This window comes from Mesorhizobium sp. M0491, from assembly GCF_040321265.1.
Classification (GTDB): domain Bacteria; phylum Pseudomonadota; class Alphaproteobacteria; order Rhizobiales; family Rhizobiaceae; genus Mesorhizobium.
On the sequence record NZ_JAMYRE010000005.1, the window covers coordinates 310245 to 328896 of the forward strand.

24 protein-coding genes are annotated in these 18652 nt (G+C 64.2%); 15 read left to right on the forward strand and 9 right to left on the reverse strand.

What is annotated here, in order from left to right:
• Window positions 1-32: 32 nt before the first annotated feature.
• Together NKI69_RS08785 and NKI69_RS08790 are read right to left on the reverse strand one after the other, a co-directional pair.
• Window positions 33-494 carry a DCC1-like thiol-disulfide oxidoreductase family protein gene (locus tag NKI69_RS08785; RefSeq protein ID WP_031213673.1) on the reverse strand — a complete coding sequence of 154 codons (462 nt, stop codon included), beginning with the start codon at window positions 492-494 and terminating at the stop codon, window positions 33-35.
• Window positions 495-673: 179 nt separating this feature from the next.
• Window positions 674-814: a hypothetical protein gene (locus NKI69_RS08790; RefSeq protein WP_023813501.1), complete on the reverse strand. Its 141-nt coding sequence runs from the start codon at window positions 812-814 to the stop codon at window positions 674-676.
• 150 nt (window positions 815-964) lie between these two features.
• Here NKI69_RS08790 and NKI69_RS08795 point away from each other — a divergent pair, with 150 nt between their 5' ends.
• The 3 genes from NKI69_RS08795 to ligD all read left to right on the forward strand — a co-directional run bounded on the left by NKI69_RS08795 (window position 965) and on the right by ligD (window position 4588).
• Window positions 965-1129, forward strand: a complete 165-nt coding sequence (locus NKI69_RS08795) for a hypothetical protein (protein ID WP_164893053.1) — start codon at window positions 965-967, stop codon at window positions 1127-1129.
• 63 nt (window positions 1130-1192) lie between these two features.
• Window positions 1193-2062, forward strand: coding sequence for a non-homologous end joining protein Ku (gene ku, locus NKI69_RS08800; RefSeq protein WP_128305295.1), 870 nt, complete (start codon window positions 1193-1195; stop codon window positions 2060-2062).
• A 12-nt stretch (window positions 2063-2074) separates the two neighbouring features.
• Window positions 2075-4588 (forward strand): DNA ligase D, encoded by a 2514-nt coding sequence (gene ligD / locus NKI69_RS08805; protein ID WP_352720996.1) that lies wholly within the window; start codon window positions 2075-2077, stop codon window positions 4586-4588.
• Between the two features lie 207 nt (window positions 4589-4795).
• Here ligD and NKI69_RS08810 read toward each other — a convergent pair whose 3' ends face one another.
• Window positions 4796-5470 (reverse strand): ArsR/SmtB family transcription factor, encoded by a 675-nt coding sequence (locus tag NKI69_RS08810; protein WP_023813497.1) that lies wholly within the window; start codon window positions 5468-5470, stop codon window positions 4796-4798.
• 68 nt (window positions 5471-5538) lie between these two features.
• Here NKI69_RS08810 and NKI69_RS08815 point away from each other — a divergent pair, with 68 nt between their 5' ends.
• From NKI69_RS08815 to NKI69_RS08825, 3 genes are all read left to right on the forward strand, one after another.
• A complete protein-coding gene (locus NKI69_RS08815; RefSeq protein ID WP_023813496.1) occupies window positions 5539-5751 on the forward strand; it encodes a DUF1127 domain-containing protein in 213 nt (70 codons plus the stop codon).
• Window positions 5752-5815: 64 nt separating this feature from the next.
• Window positions 5816-6148 (forward strand): NIPSNAP family protein, encoded by a 333-nt coding sequence (locus tag NKI69_RS08820; RefSeq protein WP_023813495.1) that lies wholly within the window; start codon window positions 5816-5818, stop codon window positions 6146-6148.
• Complete coding sequence (locus NKI69_RS08825; protein WP_023813494.1) at window positions 6145-6489, forward strand: antibiotic biosynthesis monooxygenase family protein; 345 nt, start codon at window positions 6145-6147, stop codon at window positions 6487-6489. The genes NKI69_RS08820 and NKI69_RS08825 overlap by 4 nt, the downstream gene beginning before the upstream one ends.
• 160 nt (window positions 6490-6649) lie before the next feature.
• On the opposite strand, the gene mbfA is transcribed toward NKI69_RS08825, so the two are convergent.
• Window positions 6650-7633 carry an iron exporter MbfA gene (gene mbfA, locus NKI69_RS08830; RefSeq protein ID WP_023813493.1) on the reverse strand — a complete coding sequence of 328 codons (984 nt, stop codon included), beginning with the start codon at window positions 7631-7633 and terminating at the stop codon, window positions 6650-6652.
• A 175-nt stretch (window positions 7634-7808) separates the two neighbouring features.
• Between mbfA and NKI69_RS08835 the strand changes: the two genes are divergently transcribed.
• The 3 genes from NKI69_RS08835 to NKI69_RS08845 all read left to right on the forward strand — a co-directional run bounded on the left by NKI69_RS08835 (window position 7809) and on the right by NKI69_RS08845 (window position 10070).
• Window positions 7809-8132, forward strand: a complete 324-nt coding sequence (locus tag NKI69_RS08835) for a hypothetical protein (RefSeq protein WP_023813492.1) — start codon at window positions 7809-7811, stop codon at window positions 8130-8132.
• A 309-nt stretch (window positions 8133-8441) separates the two neighbouring features.
• The gene (locus NKI69_RS08840) at window positions 8442-9419 is read left to right on the forward strand and encodes a threonine/serine dehydratase family protein (protein WP_352721000.1); all 978 of its coding nucleotides are present in this window, start codon (window positions 8442-8444) and stop codon (window positions 9417-9419) included.
• Window positions 9420-9470: 51 nt separating this feature from the next.
• Window positions 9471-10070, forward strand: coding sequence for a DNA-3-methyladenine glycosylase (locus NKI69_RS08845; protein WP_352613457.1), 600 nt, complete (start codon window positions 9471-9473; stop codon window positions 10068-10070).
• Window positions 10071-10096: 26 nt separating this feature from the next.
• Here the strand turns inward: NKI69_RS08845 and NKI69_RS08850 are convergent, their stop codons facing one another.
• Genes NKI69_RS08850 through NKI69_RS08865 form a run of 4 tightly spaced genes read right to left on the reverse strand, consistent with a single transcriptional unit; the run spans window position 10097 to window position 13794 of the window.
• Window positions 10097-11233: an ABC transporter permease gene (locus NKI69_RS08850; protein ID WP_352613459.1), complete on the reverse strand. Its 1137-nt coding sequence runs from the start codon at window positions 11231-11233 to the stop codon at window positions 10097-10099.
• Window positions 11230-12150, reverse strand: coding sequence for an ABC transporter ATP-binding protein (locus tag NKI69_RS08855; protein WP_352721002.1), 921 nt, complete (start codon window positions 12148-12150; stop codon window positions 11230-11232). Before NKI69_RS08855 ends, NKI69_RS08850 begins: the two co-directional genes overlap by 4 nt.
• A complete protein-coding gene (locus NKI69_RS08860) occupies window positions 12147-13100 on the reverse strand; it encodes an HlyD family secretion protein (protein ID WP_023813487.1) in 954 nt (317 codons plus the stop codon). The genes NKI69_RS08855 and NKI69_RS08860 overlap by 4 nt, the downstream gene beginning before the upstream one ends.
• Before the next feature lie 13 nt (window positions 13101-13113).
• Entirely contained in the window at window positions 13114-13794 is a 681-nt protein-coding gene (locus NKI69_RS08865) for a CerR family C-terminal domain-containing protein (RefSeq protein WP_031213671.1), read from the reverse strand.
• A gap of 89 nt (window positions 13795-13883) precedes the next feature.
• Here NKI69_RS08865 and NKI69_RS08870 point away from each other — a divergent pair, with 89 nt between their 5' ends.
• From NKI69_RS08870 to NKI69_RS08880, 3 genes are all read left to right on the forward strand, one after another.
• Complete coding sequence (locus tag NKI69_RS08870) at window positions 13884-14357, forward strand: CYTH domain-containing protein (protein WP_023813485.1); 474 nt, start codon at window positions 13884-13886, stop codon at window positions 14355-14357.
• Window positions 14354-15292 (forward strand): CHAD domain-containing protein, encoded by a 939-nt coding sequence (locus NKI69_RS08875; protein WP_023813484.1) that lies wholly within the window; start codon window positions 14354-14356, stop codon window positions 15290-15292. The genes NKI69_RS08870 and NKI69_RS08875 overlap by 4 nt, the downstream gene beginning before the upstream one ends.
• 86 nt (window positions 15293-15378) lie before the next feature.
• Entirely contained in the window at window positions 15379-16185 is an 807-nt protein-coding gene (locus NKI69_RS08880) for a C40 family peptidase (RefSeq protein ID WP_352677914.1), read from the forward strand.
• A gap of 65 nt (window positions 16186-16250) precedes the next feature.
• Here the strand turns inward: NKI69_RS08880 and NKI69_RS08885 are convergent, their stop codons facing one another.
• Window positions 16251-17252, reverse strand: coding sequence for a helix-turn-helix transcriptional regulator (locus NKI69_RS08885; RefSeq protein ID WP_245273289.1), 1002 nt, complete (start codon window positions 17250-17252; stop codon window positions 16251-16253).
• A 146-nt stretch (window positions 17253-17398) separates the two neighbouring features.
• Between NKI69_RS08885 and NKI69_RS08890 the strand changes: the two genes are divergently transcribed.
• From NKI69_RS08890 to NKI69_RS08900, 3 genes are read left to right on the forward strand one after another with little or no spacing between them, the layout of a single operon-like run.
• Window positions 17399-17542 (forward strand): hypothetical protein, encoded by a 144-nt coding sequence (locus NKI69_RS08890; protein ID WP_023813481.1) that lies wholly within the window; start codon window positions 17399-17401, stop codon window positions 17540-17542.
• Between the two features lie 11 nt (window positions 17543-17553).
• Entirely contained in the window at window positions 17554-17898 is a 345-nt protein-coding gene (locus NKI69_RS08895; RefSeq protein WP_352613473.1) for a hypothetical protein, read from the forward strand.
• Complete coding sequence (locus NKI69_RS08900; protein WP_023813479.1) at window positions 17891-18409, forward strand: hypothetical protein; 519 nt, start codon at window positions 17891-17893, stop codon at window positions 18407-18409. Before NKI69_RS08895 ends, NKI69_RS08900 begins: the two co-directional genes overlap by 8 nt.
• Window positions 18410-18652 lie beyond the last annotated feature (243 nt).

Below are 18652 nucleotides of genomic sequence, written 5' to 3' on the forward strand. Positions count from 1 at the left end.
TGAGACGCTTCACGCGCTGCTCCCCACGTTTTCTAGCCAAGGAACCGTTCCCGCAGCTCGGGTGCGGGGATCTCGCAGCTGTCCTTCCTGCCGAACAGGGCGTAGCGGTTCTTGGCGATGCGATCGTAGAGCCAATCACGCAGCGGGCGCGGCAGCAGCAACAGCGCTTTTGCCGCCCGCCAGGGCCAGCCGAGTTCCGCCATGACGGCGACGAAGCTGTCAAGCCGCGTGAAGGCGACGCCGTCGATCAGGACGAGATTGGTTTCGTAAGAGTCCGTGCGCAGTCCATGCCTCCGGAACAGCGTTTCACCGAAGGGCGACTGCGCCGTGGCGAAGCGGAAACGGCCTTGGCGGTCGAGCCTGACCACCATGCGCACGAAGCCGGAACAGAGCACGCAGACGCCATCGAAAACGATCAATGGATAGCGTGCGTCGAGAGTTGTTCCGGAGGGACGGTTTGACTTGGGTCGACTGGGTTGGGAATGGTCGGTCAAGCTGGCCTCGGCTGCTCGTGTCCTACGACACTAAGCCGGCCAGCGTCGGTATCAAAGCCGTGGCGATGTCGCACGGCGCCTGTCGGCGAGAGCGGGACGCTCGGCGCGATAGGTGGTGGCGCGGGTAGAGGCGGCGGGCCTGCAGATCCGGCTGTCGTGGCGATTTTCGAAAGCCATGATCAGTGCGCGCCCAGCGAGTTGCCGCGACGGGCGCAGGCCGGGCCGGGGCCGCGCATGTAATAGCGCTCGGGCCGATAAGTCGGCGCGATGAATTCGCGGATTGCGGCGGCATAGCCGATGAGGTGCGCGAGGAAGTTCATTACCCTGGTCCCTGTCCCGATTTTCGGATGTCCCTTCCGAATTGCGGTCATCATAGCGTCGAGGCGTGAATAGTCGGTGAACGTGATGTTAATATCTGGTCGAAAATGCCTCGCTTCGTGGCTGGAATGCGGCTGATTCGGGGTCTTTCGGTGCAGTTGGTCGGCATTCCGGTCAATGTGACTTTTGCATCACATATGTTTCGTTTGAATGTCGCCCGTGCGCGGTTCTGTTTCAACTTTTGCCGCGCTCGCGAAATTTCCGTGCTGGCGGCCAGAACGCCACGGGTGGCCCTCGGCATCCAGATCGGCGCGTGAGCGCGGAACTGGAGCGCGGTCTGTCCGTTCTCACCTTCATCTCGTTCTGGAAGGGAAGAGCTCATGGCGCCGCGTCCGGCCTGGAAGGGCTATCTGAAGCTATCGCTGGTCACCTGTGCCGTCGAACTGACCAATGTCGTCACCCACACGGAGCGGGTCTCGTTTCGCATTCTCAACCGCAAGACCGGCAACACGGTGAAGCGGCTCTATGTCGATGCCGAAACCGGCAAGCCGCTGGAGGAGGATGAGGAGGTCAAGGGCTATGAACTCGACGATGGCGATTTCATCCATATCGAGGAGGACGAGATCGAGGCGGTACAGATCGAATCCTCGCACACGATGGCGCTGGACGGTTTCGTCGACAAAGCTTCGATCCAGCAGATCTATCTCGATACGCCCTATTATGTCGCCCCGGCCGACAAGGTGTCGGAAGAGGCGTTCGCCGTCATCCGGGATGCGATGGCGGGCAAGAAGATGGCCGGGTTGGCGCGTATCGTGCTCTACCGACGCGAACGGCCGGTGGTTATCGAGCCGCTCGGCAAAGGGATGGTGCTGACGACCTTGCGCTACGACAACACGGTGCGCCAACCGGAAACCGTGTTCGGCGACATCGAGTCCGTGAAGACCGATCAGGAGATGACCGACCTCGCCGAGTTGATCATCGACAAGAAGAAGACGAAGTTCGACCCCTCGAAATTCGACGACAAATACGAGGAGGCGCTGCTGGAGCTGATCCGCGCCAAGAAGGCCGGCCACAGGGCGCCGAAGGCCAAAGCGGCGCCCAAACCTTCCAATGTCGTCAATCTGTTCGACGCGCTGAAGAAGAGCCTGTCGGACTCCGGGTCATCGAAAAAGCCTTCGTCGGCGAAAGCCAAGCCGGCGGCCAAACGCGCCAAGCCGAAAGGCAGCGCGCCCAAACGCAAATCGGCCTGAGGAACCCAACGGATGGCCAGCCTCGAACAATATCATTCCAAGCGCGATTTCAAGAAGACCGCCGAACCGGCCGGCAAGGTTGCCCTGGCCAAGAAGGGCGAGGCCGGCGGCATCTTCGTCATCCACAAGCATGCCGCGACGCGGCTGCATTACGACCTGCGGCTTGAGCATGACGGCGTGCTGTGGAGCTGGGCGGTGACGCGCGGCCCGAGCCTCGACCCGCATGAGAAGCGGCTCGCCGTGCATGTCGAGGACCACCCGATCGACTATGCGCCGTTCGAGGGCACCATTCCCAAGGGCGAATATGGCGGCGGTTCGGTCATCGTTTGGGACGAGGGCACCTGGACCCCCGAGATCGACCCGGCCAAGGCGATGAAGAAGGGCCATATCAGCTTTGAGCTTGAGGGCCACAAGCTGCATGGGGCATGGCATCTGGTGCGGCTGAAGCCGCGTGCGGGTGAAAAACGCGACAACTGGCTGCTGATCAAGTCGGACGATGCCGCAGCGCGTCCTGGCGAGGACATCCTCAAGGAAGCGCCAGAATCGGTGAAGTCCGGCCTGACCATCGAGGAGGTCGGCGAGGGCAAGTCCGCAAAGGGTGAGAAGCCGAAAGTATGGCATTCCAACAAGCCGGCCGCCGGCAAAGCGAAACCCGGCAAACGCCTCGACTTCATCGAGCCGCAGCTGGCCACGCTGGAGCGCGATGCACCGCCGGGCAAGGACTGGCTGCATGAGGTGAAGTTCGACGGCTACCGCATGCAGGCGCAGATCGCCGGCACCGATGTGCGGCTGCTGACCCGGACCGGCCTCGACTGGACAAAGAAATTCGGCAGCGAGATCGTCGCGGAGCTGGCCGGGCTGAAGTGCAGCGACGCCATCATCGATGGCGAGGTGGTCGTGCTCGCCGACAGCGGCGTCTCGTCTTTCGCGCTGCTGCAGCAGGACCTGTCGGCGAAGCGGACGCATCGGTTCGTCTATTACGTGTTCGACCTGATGCGCCTCGACGGAAGGGATTTGCGCCGCGAGCCGCTGGTCGAGCGCAAGCAGGCCTTGCAGGAGCTGCTCGGCGAACAGTCCGACAATCCCGCGGCCCGCTTCAGCGACCATTTCTCCGAACCTGGCAAGATCATGCTGGAGCATGCCTGCCGCATGGGCCTGGAAGGCGTCGTCTCAAAGCGTGCCGATGCCCCCTATCGCAGCGGCCGAGGCCCGACCTGGGTGAAGTCGAAATGCACGGCGCGGCAGGAATTCGTCATCGGCGGCTATCTGCCGTCGGACAAGACCGGGCGCGGATTGCGCTCGATCCTCGTCGGCTTCCATGAGGGCGGCAAGCTGCATTATGCCGGCCGCGTCGGCACCGGTCTTTCGGGCAAGGGCGCCAATGAGCTGAAGGCAAAACTCGATGCATTGACGGCAAAAACATCGCCCTTCTCCGCCGCCGTGCCGAAGGGAAAGGGCCTGGTCTGGGTCAAGCCCGAGCTTGTCGGCGAAGTGGAGTTTCGCAGCTGGACCTCGGACCGTATAATACGCCACGCCTCGTTCCAGGGATTGCGCGAGGACAAGGCGGCGGAGGAAGTCGTGCAGGAAAAGCCCAAAGCGTCGACAGGCAAGCCATCGACAGGCGAGAGCACGGCCAAGCCGGCACCGGGTGGCAAAGCCGCTAGATCGATGACGACCACGGTAAAACTCTCGCATCCCGACAAGCTGCTGTGGCCGGACGAAAACATCTCCAAGCGGGGCCTGCTGGACCATTACGCGCAGGTTTGGCCGCGCATGGAACAGTTTGTCGTCAACCGGCCGCTCAGCTTGGTGCGGGCGCCGGACGGTGTCGGTGGCCAACGTTTCTTCCAGAAACATGCCTCGGCCGGCATGAGCGACAAGATCGCCCGCATGAAGGACCCTAGTGACGGCGAGGAGATCCTGTACATCCGGGATTTCGATGGTGTTGCCGCACTGGTCCAGTATGGCGTGGTCGAGATCCACATTTGGGGGTGCACGATCGATGAGATCGAAAAGCCCGACCAGATCATCTTCGATCTCGATCCCGATGAAGGTGTCGACGTGAAGGCGGTCCGCGAGGCGGCACTCGATATCAGGGGCAAGCTCGACGAGCTGTCGCTGCCGAACTTCGTCAAGACGTCGGGCGGCAAGGGCTTTCACGTCATGGTGCCGCTGAGACCAGCGGCGGATTGGGAGGAGGTCAAAACCTTCGCCCATGATTTCGCCAGGGCGCTGGAGCAGGGTGCCCCCGACCGCTACACGGCGACGCTGTCGAAAAAAGCGCGCACCGGAAAGATCTTCGTCGACTATCTGCGCAACGGCAGGGGCTCGACGACGGTCGCGCCCTATTCGTCGCGCGCCAAGAAGGGCGCCACCGTGTCGATGCCGGTGACCTGGCCAGAGATCGAGGCCGGCTTGGCGCCGAACGCTTTCCCGATCGGCGACAAGACGACGCTGAAGCAATTGGCGAAAGCCGATCCGTGGAAGGAGTTTTTCAAGCAGGGGAAGGTGTTGAAGCGGGGGTAGAGTTCGCCGCAATTTGCCAACGCAGCGATCCTTCGCGTACCCCCCTCTGGCCTGCCGGCCATCTCCTCCTCAAGGGGGAGATTATGCGCTCCACCGCTTTCGCCAACTATCAACGCTGTAAGGTGAGCGAAACGATGAAACTGCCAATCTCCCCCAAGAGGGGGAGATGCCCGGCAGGGCAGAGGGGGGCGTTGTCCCGCCGACGTCTCACGTCAAAAACACCCTCTCAAACGCCTGCCTACCCGGCGGCGAGAAGATCACCGCGCGGCTGTCCTTCTCGCGGCGCGCCCATTTCTCGGCAAGGATCTTGTCGAGGATGGCGGCGCCCAGTGTGCCGGCGAGGTGTGAGCGCCGCACGCTCCAGTCGAGGCAAGCGCGGCACACCGGCCGTCGCGGCTTGGTGTAGACGTCGATGCCTATCGCTGCGAAATGCGATGCGGCCGAAGGACCGAGCCTGATCTCCTGTTCGTCGCGGACCAGCACGTTTTTGGCGACGAGCCGATCGAGCATCGTCACCGCCTGCTCGCCAGCGAGGTGATCGTAGCAGACGCGCGCCACGCGCATGGCGCCATCGCGCGGACCCGGGCGCACACGCTTTGGACCGACGGCTTCCGCGACACCTGTGATGGCTTCGATCATGCCCGCCACCTGCGGTCCGGCGAGGCCGTAATAGCGATGCCGGCCCTGGCTCGCCACCGTGAGCAGCCCACCTTCCATCAGTTTGCCCAGGTGCGAGCTGGCGGTCGGCAGCGAGACGCCGGCCTCGAGCGCCAGCTCGCTCGCCGTCAGCGCCGTGCCGCCCATCAGGGCATTCAGCATGTTTGCCCGTGCCGGGTCGCCGACCAGGCTGGCGATGCGGGCGATGTCTGGTCCTTCGCGCATGGTTCGTTCCTCATCGAAGCATCCTTGTCAGATAATCACTATTCTCAGGTGAGATCAAGGAGACGACGATGGCCGCACGAACCGCTTTCCCCTCGGCGCTCCCCAGCCGACAATCGTTCCCGTTCGTCACCTGGTTGCGTTCGCGGCTGCTGGCCCGCTGGTATGACCGTCATCTGCAGCGCCTCGACCTTGCCGAGATCGACGATCATCAGCTGCGCGATCTTGGCCTTACACGGCAAGACGTGCGCCGCGAATGCGCGAAATCCTTCTGGCAGCCCTAGCAGGTCGGGCGGCAGGACGTTTCGATGCGGCTCGAACTATTGACGCAATCCCGAGGAGACCACAATGACCATCACTTGCTTCATCCGCTATGAGATCGACCCGTTCGGCAAGGCGGCCTTCGAGGAGTACGCCCGCAACTGGGGCCAGGCCATTCCACGCTGCGGCGCCGATTTGATCGGTTATTACGCGCCTCATGAAGGCTCGGCGACAACGGCCTATGCCGCCTACAACATCGACAGCCTGGCGGCCTATGAGGCCTACCGCGCGCGACTTGCCGCCCATCCCGCCGGCAAGGCAAACTACGAGTTTGCCAAGCGTGAAAGATTCATCCTCAAGGAGGACCGCATGTTCCTGAAGCACGTCTCGGGCCCGCACGCGAAACTGGTGCTGCCGTGATTGCCGTCATCTTCGAGGTCGAGCCGGCGGCGGGCAGGCGCGATGCATATCTGAGCATCGCCGCCGATCTGCGGCCGCTGCTCGACGGCATCGACGGCTTTCTGTCGATCGAGCGCTTCCAGAGCCTGGCCGATCCGAACCGCGTCCTGTCGCTGTCGTTCTGGCGCGACGAGGAAGCGGTCAAGGCCTGGCGCAGCACCGAAGAACACCGGCAGGCGCAGCAGGCCGGTCGTGGCGGCATCTTTGCCGGCTACCGACTGCGCATCGCCCATGTGGTGAGGGATTATGGGCTGACGGAGAGGGACGAGGCGCCTAGGGATAGCCGGGCGGTGAATGGGTGAGTGGTAGCCGATCGCCGCGCCGTCGCCCCCTCATCCGGCCGCTTCGCGGCCACCTTCTCCCCCAGGGGAGAAGAGTTGGCGCCGGCGCTGGTAGTCTCCTCTCCCCTCGGGGAGAGGTCAGCCGAGCGAAGCGGAGGCTGGGTGAGGGGGCGCTTTGCGGTTACGCATTCCCGATCAGCACGCCGGCCGCGAACACCAGGGCGCCGCCCAGCACCACCTGGAAGGCGGCACGCAGGAAGGGCGTCTGCATGTAGCGGTTCTGGACAAAAGCGATCGCCCACAGTTCGAAGAACACCACCACTGCAGCGACACCCGTCGCCGTCCAGAAGCTCGGAATGAGATAGGGGAGCGCGTGTCCGAGACCGCCCAACGTCGTCATGATGCCGACGGTCAAACCGCGCTTGATCGGCGAGCCGCGGCCCGACAGCTTGCCGTCGTCGGAAGCGACCTCGGTGAAGCCCATCGAAATGCCGGCGCCGATCGAGGCGGCAAGCCCAACCAACAGCGTCTGCCAGGTGTCATGCGTGGCGAAGGCGGCGGCAAAGATCGGCGCCAGAGTGGACACCGATCCGTCCATCAGCCCGGCCAGCCCTGGTTGCACATAGGTGAGGATGAACTGGCGCTGCTCGGCGGCGGTCTCTTCATCCTTCACTTCGCCCGGCACATGTTTCTGCTCCAGACGCTGCGCCAGGGTCTCATGGCCCAGTTCGGCCACCGCCAGATCGTCGAGCAGTTTTCGCGTCGAGGCATCCGCCGTGCGCTTGGCCGCCTCGACATAGAAAAGGTAGGCTTGCCGCTCCATCGCCTCGGCCTGGCTGCGGACGTGCTCGATGCCGAGCGGCCGGACCAGCCAGTCGGGCTTGCGCTCGTAATAGCCCTTCACATGTTCGCGCCGGATCAGCGGTATGCGCTCGCCGAACCGTTTGCGGAACAGCTCGATCAGCGCATCGCGATGGCCATCCTCTTCCTCGGCCATCTCCTCGAACACTTTTGCCGATTGCGGGAAGTTTTCCGTCAGGCCGTCGGCATAGGCGCGGTAGATGCGTCCGTCATCCTCCTCGGAGGAAATGGCCAGCGCCAGGATCTCCTGTTCGGAGAGCGATTCGAAGGGGCGGCGGCCGAAGCCGAAAACACGGGAAAGCATGAGGAATTCACCCTAGTTTAGAATAGTTCTAAACTAGGGTTTTGAACGCCTTCGGTCAATTGCGCGCTGGGTCGCGGTCAAGAATTGTTGAAGCCCCGCGCCCGCGGTGACCCTTCATTATCAGTGAATGTTCACCTATATTGCTGGACTCAAGCCAAGAACAAGGAACCGGCAGATGACGGCAAAACAGCCTCCGCACCCCTATGATCCCAAGCCCGTTCTCGATCTCATCGCCAGCATCGAGGCCGACCTGCAACGCCTGAAGGGGCTGGTCGAGCAGCAGGTCGAGAAATTCGATCCCGCCAACCCGCACAACAAGGCGCCGGACGGCAAACTGACCGAGGAGGGCGTCGAGTGCTGCTACCGCATGTTCGACGAGGGCAAGTCGCGCTATTCGGTCGCCCAGCAGATGAAGATCTCGTTTGCCGCCGCCAGCCACCGGTTCAACAACTGGCGCAAGCTGGGTGGGGGCAAGAGGCAGAGGACTTTGCTCGGATAAGTAGGGAGTTAACTGCCCATCTCGGCGCCGCCCCTCATTGCCCTGCCGGGCATTTCTCCCCGTAGAACGGGGAGAAAGACGCCGGCCGCAACCTCGGCACTCTTCCTGCAACGCTAGTGATTGGCGAAACCGTTGATGAAGGCCCCTCTCCCCGTCACTATACGGGGAGAGGATGCCGGCAGGCAGGTGAGGGGCGGCGCAAGCGCCGTTCATGACCCGCCAAACTTTGTAACGGTCACATTTTTTCATTGGTGCGCCGCCTCCCTTTGCGGGCATCATGAAGGGCAACATGTTTCCGCAGGACCCGCCATGACCACCCCTCCCGGCATCGCCGACATCCACGCCGCCGCCGCGCGTCTCTCCGGCCTGATCGTCGAAACCCCGTTGCTCGAATCGCAGGAGCTGAACAAGCGCTTCGGCGGCCGCATCCTGTTCAAGCCGGAGACGCTGCAGCGTACCGGCTCGTTCAAATTCCGCGGCGCCTACAACAAGCTGTCGTCGCTCGGCGAGGCGGAACGCAGCCAAGGTGTCGTCGCTTTCTCGTCGGGCAATCATGCGCAAGGCGTCGCCGCTTCGGCCGCGATGTTCGGCGTCAGGGCGGTGATCGCCATGCCTTCGGACGCGCCGGCGATGAAGATCGCCAACGTGCGCAAGATGGGCGCGGAGGTGGTCCCGTTCGACCGCTTTCGCGACGACCGCATGACCGTGATCCGTCCTTACATGGAGAGAGGCATGGTGCTGGTGCCGCCTTTCGACGATCCGGCCATCATTGCCGGCCAGGGCACGATCGGCCTCGAATTGATGCGCCAGGCAAAAACACTTGGCGTCGACCTCGACGCGGTGGTCGTTCCCTGCGGCGGCGGCGGCCTGACCAGCGGCATTTCGGTGGCCGTCAAGGACGCCTCGCCGGACACTGCGGTCTGGGCGGTGGAGCCCGAGCATTTTGATGACACCCGCCGGTCGCTGGCCGCAGGCGCCAAGGTTTCGAACGAGCCCGGCCATAGCTCCATCTGCGACGCGCTCCTGACCGCCGAGCCCGGCCTGATCACCTTCGAGATCAACCGCAGGAACCTCACCGGTGGCATCGCCGTCTCGGACCAGGCGGCGGCTCAGGCGATGCGCGACGCCATGGCCTATCTCAAGCTGGTGGTCGAGCCCGGCGGCTGCGTGGCGCTGGCGGCACTGTCGTCGGGCGAGATCGAACTGTCCGGCAAATGCATTGCAGTGGTGCTGTCCGGCGGCAATGTCGATTTCGGGACTTATGCCGAGATCATGGCGGCGGCTTAAAGCGGTGACAGGCGGATCGAGCGGATACCCTGAAATCCGGCAGCGCTGAGCATGGCCATCCACCGCCCGCTCGCGCGCTCGGAACTGCTTGGTGATACGGCATCGCTGGCCCGCACTCTCATCGGCAAGATCGTGGTGCGCGAGCTTCCTGAAGGCGTCGTCAGCGGCCGCATTGTCGAGACCGAGGCCTATGTGACCGGCGACGCCGCCGGGCACGGCTACCGGGGCATGACGCCGCGCAACCGTTCGCTGTTTCTCGAGCCTGGGCACGCCTATGTCTATCTCGCCTACGGCATCTCCTACATGCTCAACGTTTCGAGCGAGATGGTGGGGACCGGAACCGGCGTGCTGATCAGGGCGCTGGAGCCGCTCGAAGGCATCGCGATCATGCGGCTCAATCGCGGCATCGAGCGTTTGCGCGACCTGGCGCGGGGACCGGGAAGGCTCGCCCAGGCGTTGCGGATCGATCGTTCGCTCGACGGGCTCGATCTCTGCCGCGAAGGCCCGCTATGGCTCGGACATGATGGTGGCGAACCCGGCGAAATCGGGAAGAGTGTCAGGATCGGCATCTCGAAGGATGCGGACCGCCTGCTGCGGTTCTATGTCAAAGGGAACCCGTTCGTCAGCGGTCCAGCTTCGCTCAACGGTTAAGCGATGGCCGCTGATTGGCCTTGACCCTAATCCAGCGTCCGCCTGAACCGCACCAATGCCACACCGGCAAACAAGGCCACGAACACCACCAGCCAGCCGATCTCGCCTGCCACTGCGGGCAGTTCAGCGCCCTTCAGCATCACGGCGCGGGTGATGCGCAGGAAATGCGTCAGCGGGAATATCTCGCCGAAGATTTGCGCCCAGTCCGGCATACCGCGATAGGGGAACATGAAACCCGACAGCATGATCGACGGCAGGAAGAAGAAGAAGGTGAGCTGGAGCGCCTGCATCTGCGTGCGGGCGACGGTGGAAATCGTGTAGCCGAGCAGCACCAGCGCCAGCACGAAGATCAGCACGGCGGTCAACAGCAGCGACATCGACCCGGTGAAGGGGATGGCGAACAGAAGCTTCGCCGCCGCCAGTACCACCACCACCTGAACGCCGCCGACCGCCAGATAGGGCAGCACCTTGCCCATCATGATCTCGAGCGGGCTCGACGGCATCGCCAGAAGGTTTTCCATCGTGCCGCGTTCGGTCTCGCGGGTCAGCGCGATCGAGGTCATCATCACCATGGTCATCTGCAGGATGACGCCGAGCAGGCCGGGCACGATGTTGTATTGCGAGATGCCTTCGGGATTGTAGCGCCGGTGTACGACGACATCGAGCTGACCCTTGGCGGCCTCGGCGGCGGCTTCCTGCGTCCCTTGCGCCCTCAGCAGTGCCTGGCTGGCGACGGTGCCGAGCGTCGAGATGGCGCCGCTGGCCACCGCCGGGTCGGTGGCGTCGGCCTCGATAAGTATCTGCGGGTTGTTGCCGCTCTCCACCCTCCTGGCGAAATCGGCGGGGATGGTGACGACAAAGGCGACGTCGCCGCGCGATATCAGGAACTCGGCCTCGGCGGCACTTTGCGCGACATGGTCGAAACGATAGTAGCCGGTGGTCTGCAGCGCCGCGACAATGGCCCGCGTGTAGGGATCGTTGCTCGTCGCCACGAGTGCCGCCGGCAGGCTTTTCGGGTCGTTGTTGATGGCGTAGCCGAAGAGCACCAACTGTATCAGCGGCACGCCCAGCATCATGGCGAAGGTGATGCGGTCGCGCCGCATCTGGATGAATTCCTTGATCAGCAGCGCGCCAAGCCGGGCGAAGGAAAAGACGCTGTTCATGCCATGTTGTCCTTCGACCCGGACATGAACTGGATGAAGACGTCCTCGAGGCTAGTTTCGCCGGGCGAAACTTTCACGCCCTTATGCTCTTTCTCGACGTCGGCGAGTGCGGCTTCGAGCTTCTTCCTGTCCGAGCCGACGACATGCAGCGTCGCGCCGAACGGCGCCACCTGGTCGACGCCGGCGCGGCCCTGCAGCGCTTCGGCGATCTGATCGAGCCGCGGGCCCTGGAGGACGAAAGTGGTCAACCCGGCATTTTTCACCACTTCGGCGACAGTGCCGGTGGCCAGCATCTTGCCATAGGAGATGTAGCTGATGCGGTGGCAGCGCTCGGCTTCGTCCATGTAGTGGGTGGAGACCAGCACGGTCAGCCCGCCGCTGGCGAGGCGATGGATCTCGTCCCAGAACTCGCGCCGAGCCTTCGGGTCGACACCGGCCGTAGGCTCGTCGAGCAGCAGCAATTTCGGCTTGTGCATGATGCAGGCGGCCAGCGCCAGCCGCTGCTTCCAGCCGCCCGACAAGGTGCCGGCCAGCTGGTTGCGGCGCGACGTCAGGCCGAGGTCCTCCAACGTGCGCGCCACATGCTCTTCGACCGGCTTCAGCCGGTAGAGCCGCGCGACGAATTCGAGATTCTCGCCGATCGTCAGATCCTCGTAGAAGGAGAATTTCTGCGTCATGTAGCCGACTTCGCGCTTGATGCGCAGGCTCTCGGTGCGGATGTTGAAGCCGAGCACCGTGCCTTCGCCTTCGTCCGGCGTCAGCAGACCGCACATGATGCGGATGGTGGTGGTCTTGCCCGAGCCGTTGGGGCCGAGAAAGCCGACGATCTCGCCCTCGGCGACCGACATCGTCACATGATCGACGACGGTCTTGTCGCCAAAACGCTTGACCAAGCCATGGACGTCGATGGCGTTCATCTTGCGCTGTCCGCCAGATCGACATCGACGATCTGGCCCGGTTGCAGCGGGCCGGCATCGCCCTCCGGCCGCGCCTCGACGAGGTAGACCAGCTTTTGCCGGTTCTCCAGGGAGTAGATCACCGGCGGGGTGAACTCGGGATCCGGCGAGACATAGCTGACGCGCGCCTTCACATCCGGGCCGCAGCCGTCGCAATGGACGCCGAGCAAGGTGCCGACCTTGACCGAGGAGAAAGCGCTCTCTGGAATGTAGACGCTGAGCTTCACCGCGCCGTCGGGCAGGATCGAGATGACCGGCGCGGTCGGACCTGATGTGTCGCCCGGATTGCGGATGACATCGTTGACGCGGCCCGGCGAAGGCGCCGCCAGCACCCGTTTCGACAGCCGCCACTGCGCCTGCTCCAACGCGGCCTGCGCCTGCTTGACCTGATTGTCGGCGGCCTTGATCGTTTCGGGCCGTGCCGGCAGGCCGCCGACGGCGAGATTGGCATTGGCCTGGCCGACCTGCGCATTGGCCGTCTCGAGCGTGGCCGACGCGGTGTCGAAATCGGCCTGCGTGCCGGCGCCGCGCTTGAACAGATCGGCGGCGCGGTCGTATTTGCGCTTGGCGTCGGCGGCCTGGGCGCTGGCCATGTCGACCTCGGCCTTCAGCACGGCGATCTCTTCCGGCCGCTTGCCGATCTGCAGGTCGGCCAACTGCGCCTGGGCCTGGGCAAGGCCGGCCTGCGCCTGCGCAACCGCGATCTTGGCATCGGCACTTTCCAGCGTCACCACGGTCGTGCCAGGCACCACACGGTCGCCGCGCTTCACCGTGACGGTCTCGACCTGCGCCACCTCGATCGGCGCCAGCAGCACATAGTCGCCTTCGACATAGCCGACGGCCAGCGGGGCAGCCGGGGCACAGGCCGAGAAGAGCTGCGCGGCGAGCGGCAGCGAACACAGAAAGCTCATGGTCTTTGCCCCTTCATGCTTTGCTCTTTCTGAAAGCCAATATGGCCTTGAGATTACCCGATGTGACCGCCACCACCTTGGCCGCCTCGGCGGCGCCGATGTCTTTCCAGCCCATGCGGCGCATCACCGCCTCGCGGCCGATGCGGAAATAGATGACCTGGCCAATCAGCGTGAACACGGTGAGCCTTGTGGCCTCGCTTTCGGCCGGCTCGTCGGTCGCCTGTTCCCAGAGTTGGCACAGCCGGCGATGGCTCGGCTCGAAGACACCGTCATAGATACGATCGAGGGCTGCCGTTGGATGGGAAAGTTCGCGCAGGATGAACTGCACGATCTCGCCGGCCTGCGGACTGGCCACGACAAAGCCGACCATTCGCTCCAGCGCCGCGAAGAGCTGCGCCTGCGCTGCCTCGGGACCGACCGGCGCGGTCGCCTGCGCGTTGCCGAGCGCCGGGCCGGCGACCGTCTGGATGGTATCGACGATAAAGTCGGCGGCGGCCGTGCGAAGACCCTCCTTGCCGCCGAAATGATAGGCGATCGAGCCGATATTGGCTTGCGCCTCGGCGGCGATCTCGCGCGTCGAGGTGCCATCGAAGCCCTGCCTTCCGAACAGCTTCAGCGCCGCCTGGACAAGGGCCGCGCGCGTCATCTCGGCGGGCTCGCGGCGAAGAATTTTAGGCTCAGGTAGTTTGATCATGAGAACAGTTAATCAATCGATTGATTAAAGTCAACTTCTGTTCGTCATTGCCTTGCCATCGACGGCGGCAAACGCTTTAGTGCGCGGCCATGGGCAAGGAAGTCGAACGAAAATTCCTGGTCACCAGCACCGCATGGCGGGAGTTGGCCGAGGCCAATATCCGCATTCTTCAGTTCTATCTCGCTGCCGGCCCCGGGCGCACGGTGCGCATTCGCATCAGCGATGGCACTTCCGCCAGGCTGACGCTCAAATTCGGCAGCAAGGCGCGCGAACGCGACGAATTCGAATATTCGATCCCGCTGTCGGAGGCGGTGGAGATGCTGGACTTCGCCATCGGACGTGTCATCGAGAAGACACGTCACCATGTTAGGCACCGTGGCTATCTCTACGAAATCGATGTCTTTGGCGGTCCGCTTGCGGGACTTGTGATCGCCGAACTTGAGACGCCGGAGGACGTGCCGGACGAAATGCTGCCTGACTGGCTCGGCCGTGAAGTCACCGGCGAGTCAAAGTTCTACAACGCGTCGCTCGCCCTTGGGGGGATACCGGAGATCGCCGCATGAGCTTTCGTATCGATCCGCGCCTGCCGCTGACCGGCGAGGTCAGGCGTATCCTTGCCGAGGAAATCGGCAAGGCGCTGCATCACCTTGACGCCGCACGGAGCCGCCCGGAACAGGCGCTGCACAAATGCCGCAAGCGACTGAAGAGCGCCCGCGCCCTGCTGCGGCTTGTTCGTTCCGGCGACGAAACGTTCTGTGAGACCGAGAACCAATGCTATCGCAATGTGGCCGGCCTGCTTGCCGGTCCGCGCGAGGCGACTGCGCTGATCGAGACCATCGACCGGCTGGCGGCGAGCTTTCCCAAGGAGAGCGCCGACGATGGGCTTACTGCTGCGCGCGACAGGCTGATCGCGCGCCAGCATGAACTGCACGAAGGCAGCGGGCTCGAAGCGGCGATCGGCGCGGCGACCGCCGCTTGCGAGGATGGCCTCAAACGCATCGAAGCGCTGGCCTTGCCCGACCAGCCGGAACAGGCGGCCGACGTGCTTGCCGAAGGTGCCCGCGTCACGCTGCGCCGTGCCAGGAAGGCGCTCGACAAGGCCGGATCGCGGGGCGCGGCCGATGATTTCCACGATTTGCGCAAGGCGGCCAAGACCCACGGCATGCATCTGTCGCTGCTCGGCAGGCTGTGGCCGACACCGATCAAGGCCCGGCGCAAGGCGGTCGACGAACTGGGCGAGCGGCTGGGCGACCTGCACGATGTGCTGGTGATGCGCGCGCTGCTCGAGGCCGACGACCAGCCGCTCGGGCTGCCCGAGGACACGAAACTTCTGGGCAAGCTGTTGAAACGGTCGGAGAAGCAGCTGAAGAAGAGCTGCCTTGCTGAGGCGGCCGAACTGTTCAGCGACAGTCCCAAACGCTCGACACGCAAACTGGCCCGCAAGGCGCGTGACGATCTGGCTGCGCCGCCGGAAGAGGCCGCTGCGACGGCAAGCTGACTTGGCGCCTTTCCTCTCGGTCCGGACAGGGGGAGGAAAGGCGTGCGCTAGCCCTCATTACCCGCCCATGCTAATCGCCATGGGGCATGACCGAGCCCGGCGACACGCTTCTGGATCGACTTGGCCGCTGGCTTGCCGGCCGGCTGCAGGAAGAATCCTCCGGCTACGAGCCCTACACACCGTCCGATGCCGAAACGCTGCGCCGCACGCTTGAGCCCGGCGACATCCTGCTGATCGAGGGCAACCAGAAGATCTCGGCGGCGATCAAATACCTGACCCAGTCGACCTGGTCGCATGCGGCCTTCCATGTCGGCGACGCCTTGCCAGAGCCGCAAGACGGCTCGGAGCGGCCGCGCCTGATCGAGGTCACGATCGGCGAAGGCTGCGTCGCCGTGCCATTGTCGCGCTACCGCACCTACAACACCCGCATCTGCCGGGCGAGCGGGCTGGCGCCGGAGGATCGCGACAAGGTCGTCGCGTTCATGATCGGCAGGCTCGGCCTGAAATACGACCTCAAGAACATTTTCGACATGCTGCGTTTTTTCTTCCCGACACCGCCGGTGCCGGTGCGCTGGCGGCGCCGCATGCTGGCCTTCGGCTCCGGCGACCCGACACGGGCGATCTGCTCTACGCTGATCGCCGAGGCCTATGGCCAGATCCGCTATCCGATCCTGCCCGAGATCACCCGTGCGCCCGGCCGCGCCTCGGCGCAGTCGAATTACTCGCGCAAGGAGATCCTGCACATCCGCCACCACTCGCTCTACACGCCGCGCGATTTCGACCTGTCGCCCTATTTCCGCATCGTCAAGCCGACGCTGGAATATGGTTTCGACTACCGGCAGATGGTCTGGGACGACAAGATTGCCGATCCCGGGGCGAAGGCCGCCGAATAGACGCGATCAAATGAGTCCAACCGCGTGGACGGCCCGGGAGCGCGCCGGCCGACGGCGCTTTGGCGTCAGTGCTTGCAAGCCGCGGCCCGCACGTCCGAGGGAGTAGCGTCATAACGGCGACGGAACGCCCGGTTGAAATAGGAAAGGTCGTTGAAGCCGGCCTCGTAGGCGATCGCGGTGATGCTGCGTCCGGCATGGCGTGGATCGCCGAGCATGCGATGGGCGCGCGCCAGCCGCTGGTTCATCATGAAATCAATCAAGGATGTGCCATCGCTCTCGAACAGCTTGCGGACGTAGCGGGCCGACAGTCCGTGGCGGGCGGCGACGTCCTGCGCCGACAGGTCGACATGGCCACCATGCGCGACGATATCGGCCTTGATGGCGCGCAAGCGGGCAACGCTGACGCCGCGGCCGCGTGCGATCTGGGCCGCATCCCTGGTCGCGCCCATGGCGAGTGCGGCAAGGTGGAAGACATGCGTCGCCGCAAGGTGGCAGGCCTCCGCGGTCAACTCGTCTCCGACCTCCTGGATCGAGCTGATATAGTCGAGCAACAGCCGCATCGCCCCGCTCTGGGTCGGCAAGGGCCGCATAAGGACCGCGGCCGGATCGCCGATCAGAGGCGAAAGCTGCTTGCGCGAAAAACTGAGATTGACGAAGCGGAACCCGCCGGCGCCGATCAGGTTGAGGCCAACCTCTTCACCGCTCATCATGAGCGCCTGGCCGTTGCCGACCGCCTCCTCGCGGCCGCGATGCTTCATCACGCTGCCCCCGTCGAGGGCCGCCAGAAGAACGAAGTCGTCGTTGTCGATCAGCGACGACGTATGATGCACCCGGAATTCCGATGAGCTGCCGGTGGCGATGCCGAGGCCCGGCAACGCGCGCACCCGCATGTCGATCTGCGCCGGCGCCAGCGGATCGAGGTCCACCCTCAGAACGGTGCGGCCGTAAACCTCGCGCGTAATCTCGACGCGATCCCGCTCCGGAAACATCTCCGTCGCCAGCCTGAACGAAGCTGACGGCCCCATCGTCGCAGTCATCGACACCCCCATGCCCAAGAGCGCGGTCATATGCGCCGCGGCCTGCAAAACGTCAATCCCGGGCCGTTTTGGCCGCTTTCAGTGCCGTTCTGTCCAAGCTGACCCCCTTCGATGCCCCTAGTTTGCGGCGCGATTCCAAAACCGGAACCGCATTGGCGGCAATCCAAGGGGGCACGATGTTTCATTTGCAATTGTTCAAGACGCTGTCGGCACTGGCCGCGGCGGGCTTCAATCCGCGCGTCTATCTGCTGTCGATCGCCTTGGGCAACGCGGTGACCGATCATCGCGAGGCCAAGCTGCCGCCGCGCGCTGCCCGATGATGAGCAGCACCATGAAAAGGATCATTTTCCTGGCCCTGACCCTTGCCCTGGCGGGCTGCCAAACGGGCCAGGCCGACAACAACCCGGCATCGATCGCGAGCGCGGCCGGCAGCAAGAAGGCCCAGAACGAACCGACGACGGAAACGGCCTGCGCCGATGCCGCCAAGACGGCGGCGAAGGCGCAGACCAATGCGGCTCTGCTCGGCGGTGTCCTGTCGATGGCGGGGGGTCTTGGCGGTCTGGCTGGCAATGGTGGGGTCATTGCCGGCCAGGCCGCCTCGATCGGCGGCTCGGTTCTGCAGTCCCAGGCGACGAGCAGTGCCCGGGCCGGCATTGCGGAGGATTGTTATGGCTGAGCGGCGTTTCGCAGCCATGCGCCGGCTGGCCGGCGCGCTCGCACTTGCCGGCATGATCTTCGACAGCCCGCAGGCCTTGGCGCTGACAGCGCGGGATGCGTCGGCGGTCGTCGGCCTGATCGAGGCCTTGCAACCCGAATTCGGTCAGTTCGCCTATGACGAGGAGATCGCCGCCGACTGGTACGAGCGCGATGCCGCGGACAAGGGCTTGATCGACACAGCCGGTTTCACCGCCGACAGCTGGAAGATCGCGCTTGGCGAGACCATGCGCGGGTTCCTGGCGACGATGCCGGTCGCAGAACTCGATGCCATTTTCGCCAAGCTCAGGAATGCCATATCCGGCATGAAGGAGCTGACCGACGCGCAGAAGACAGAGACCATCGACGCCATCAACGAAGAGGTCGAAGGGTTGATGGCTTTGCGGGCCGAGGGCGGCCCCTTCGCCGATGTCGTCAGGCCGCTGACGCCAAAAATCCGCAGCCTCATCCTCGGCCCGGCGATGGGGCGATAGGATGTTGGGCAACAGGAAACGGGTGGCGGGAAAAGCAACTCCGAGCGGGAGCCTCGAGGCCGAACATCGCGGCATTTTTCCAACCACGGCACGTGTCAGGCGGGGCAGCCCGATCGCGATGCTTATCTGCCTGCTGGCGTCCAGCTGCAGCCAGACGGCCGCCCCCCCGCCCCTAACGCCCGAGCCGCATGCGCAAATTGCGGCGCTGGCGGCCGGGCCCGCCACCCCGGAGGGCCATGGCGG

What these genes read in the sequence shown, in the direction of transcription:
- NKI69_RS08790 (WP_023813501.1), bottom strand. Translation starts at nt 814, where the DNA reads ATGAACTTCCTCGCGCACCTCATCGGCTATGCCGCCGCAATCCGCGAA.
- ku (WP_128305295.1), top strand. Translation starts at nt 1,193, where the DNA reads ATGGCGCCGCGTCCGGCCTGGAAGGGCTATCTGAAGCTATCGCTGGTC.
- ligD (WP_352720996.1), top strand. Translation starts at nt 2,075, where the DNA reads ATGGCCAGCCTCGAACAATATCATTCCAAGCGCGATTTCAAGAAGACC.
- NKI69_RS08810 (WP_023813497.1), bottom strand. Translation starts at nt 5,470, where the DNA reads ATGCGCGAAGGACCAGACATCGCCCGCATCGCCAGCCTGGTCGGCGAC.
- NKI69_RS08815 (WP_023813496.1), top strand. Translation starts at nt 5,539, where the DNA reads ATGGCCGCACGAACCGCTTTCCCCTCGGCGCTCCCCAGCCGACAATCG.
- NKI69_RS08820 (WP_023813495.1), top strand. Translation starts at nt 5,816, where the DNA reads ATGACCATCACTTGCTTCATCCGCTATGAGATCGACCCGTTCGGCAAG.
- mbfA (WP_023813493.1), bottom strand. Translation starts at nt 7,633, where the DNA reads ATGCTTTCCCGTGTTTTCGGCTTCGGCCGCCGCCCCTTCGAATCGCTC.
- NKI69_RS08835 (WP_023813492.1), top strand. Translation starts at nt 7,809, where the DNA reads ATGACGGCAAAACAGCCTCCGCACCCCTATGATCCCAAGCCCGTTCTC.
- NKI69_RS08840 (WP_352721000.1), top strand. Translation starts at nt 8,442, where the DNA reads ATGACCACCCCTCCCGGCATCGCCGACATCCACGCCGCCGCCGCGCGT.
- NKI69_RS08845 (WP_352613457.1), top strand. Translation starts at nt 9,471, where the DNA reads ATGGCCATCCACCGCCCGCTCGCGCGCTCGGAACTGCTTGGTGATACG.
- NKI69_RS08850 (WP_352613459.1), bottom strand. Translation starts at nt 11,233, where the DNA reads ATGAACAGCGTCTTTTCCTTCGCCCGGCTTGGCGCGCTGCTGATCAAG.
- NKI69_RS08855 (WP_352721002.1), bottom strand. Translation starts at nt 12,150, where the DNA reads ATGAACGCCATCGACGTCCATGGCTTGGTCAAGCGTTTTGGCGACAAG.
- NKI69_RS08860 (WP_023813487.1), bottom strand. Translation starts at nt 13,100, where the DNA reads ATGAGCTTTCTGTGTTCGCTGCCGCTCGCCGCGCAGCTCTTCTCGGCC.
- NKI69_RS08865 (WP_031213671.1), bottom strand. Translation starts at nt 13,794, where the DNA reads ATGATCAAACTACCTGAGCCTAAAATTCTTCGCCGCGAGCCCGCCGAG.
- NKI69_RS08870 (WP_023813485.1), top strand. Translation starts at nt 13,884, where the DNA reads ATGGGCAAGGAAGTCGAACGAAAATTCCTGGTCACCAGCACCGCATGG.
- NKI69_RS08875 (WP_023813484.1), top strand. Translation starts at nt 14,354, where the DNA reads ATGAGCTTTCGTATCGATCCGCGCCTGCCGCTGACCGGCGAGGTCAGG.
- NKI69_RS08880 (WP_352677914.1), top strand. Translation starts at nt 15,379, where the DNA reads ATGACCGAGCCCGGCGACACGCTTCTGGATCGACTTGGCCGCTGGCTT.
- NKI69_RS08885 (WP_245273289.1), bottom strand. Translation starts at nt 17,252, where the DNA reads ATGACCGCGCTCTTGGGCATGGGGGTGTCGATGACTGCGACGATGGGG.
- NKI69_RS08890 (WP_023813481.1), top strand. Translation starts at nt 17,399, where the DNA reads ATGTTTCATTTGCAATTGTTCAAGACGCTGTCGGCACTGGCCGCGGCG.
- NKI69_RS08895 (WP_352613473.1), top strand. Translation starts at nt 17,554, where the DNA reads ATGAAAAGGATCATTTTCCTGGCCCTGACCCTTGCCCTGGCGGGCTGC.
- NKI69_RS08900 (WP_023813479.1), top strand. Translation starts at nt 17,891, where the DNA reads ATGGCTGAGCGGCGTTTCGCAGCCATGCGCCGGCTGGCCGGCGCGCTC.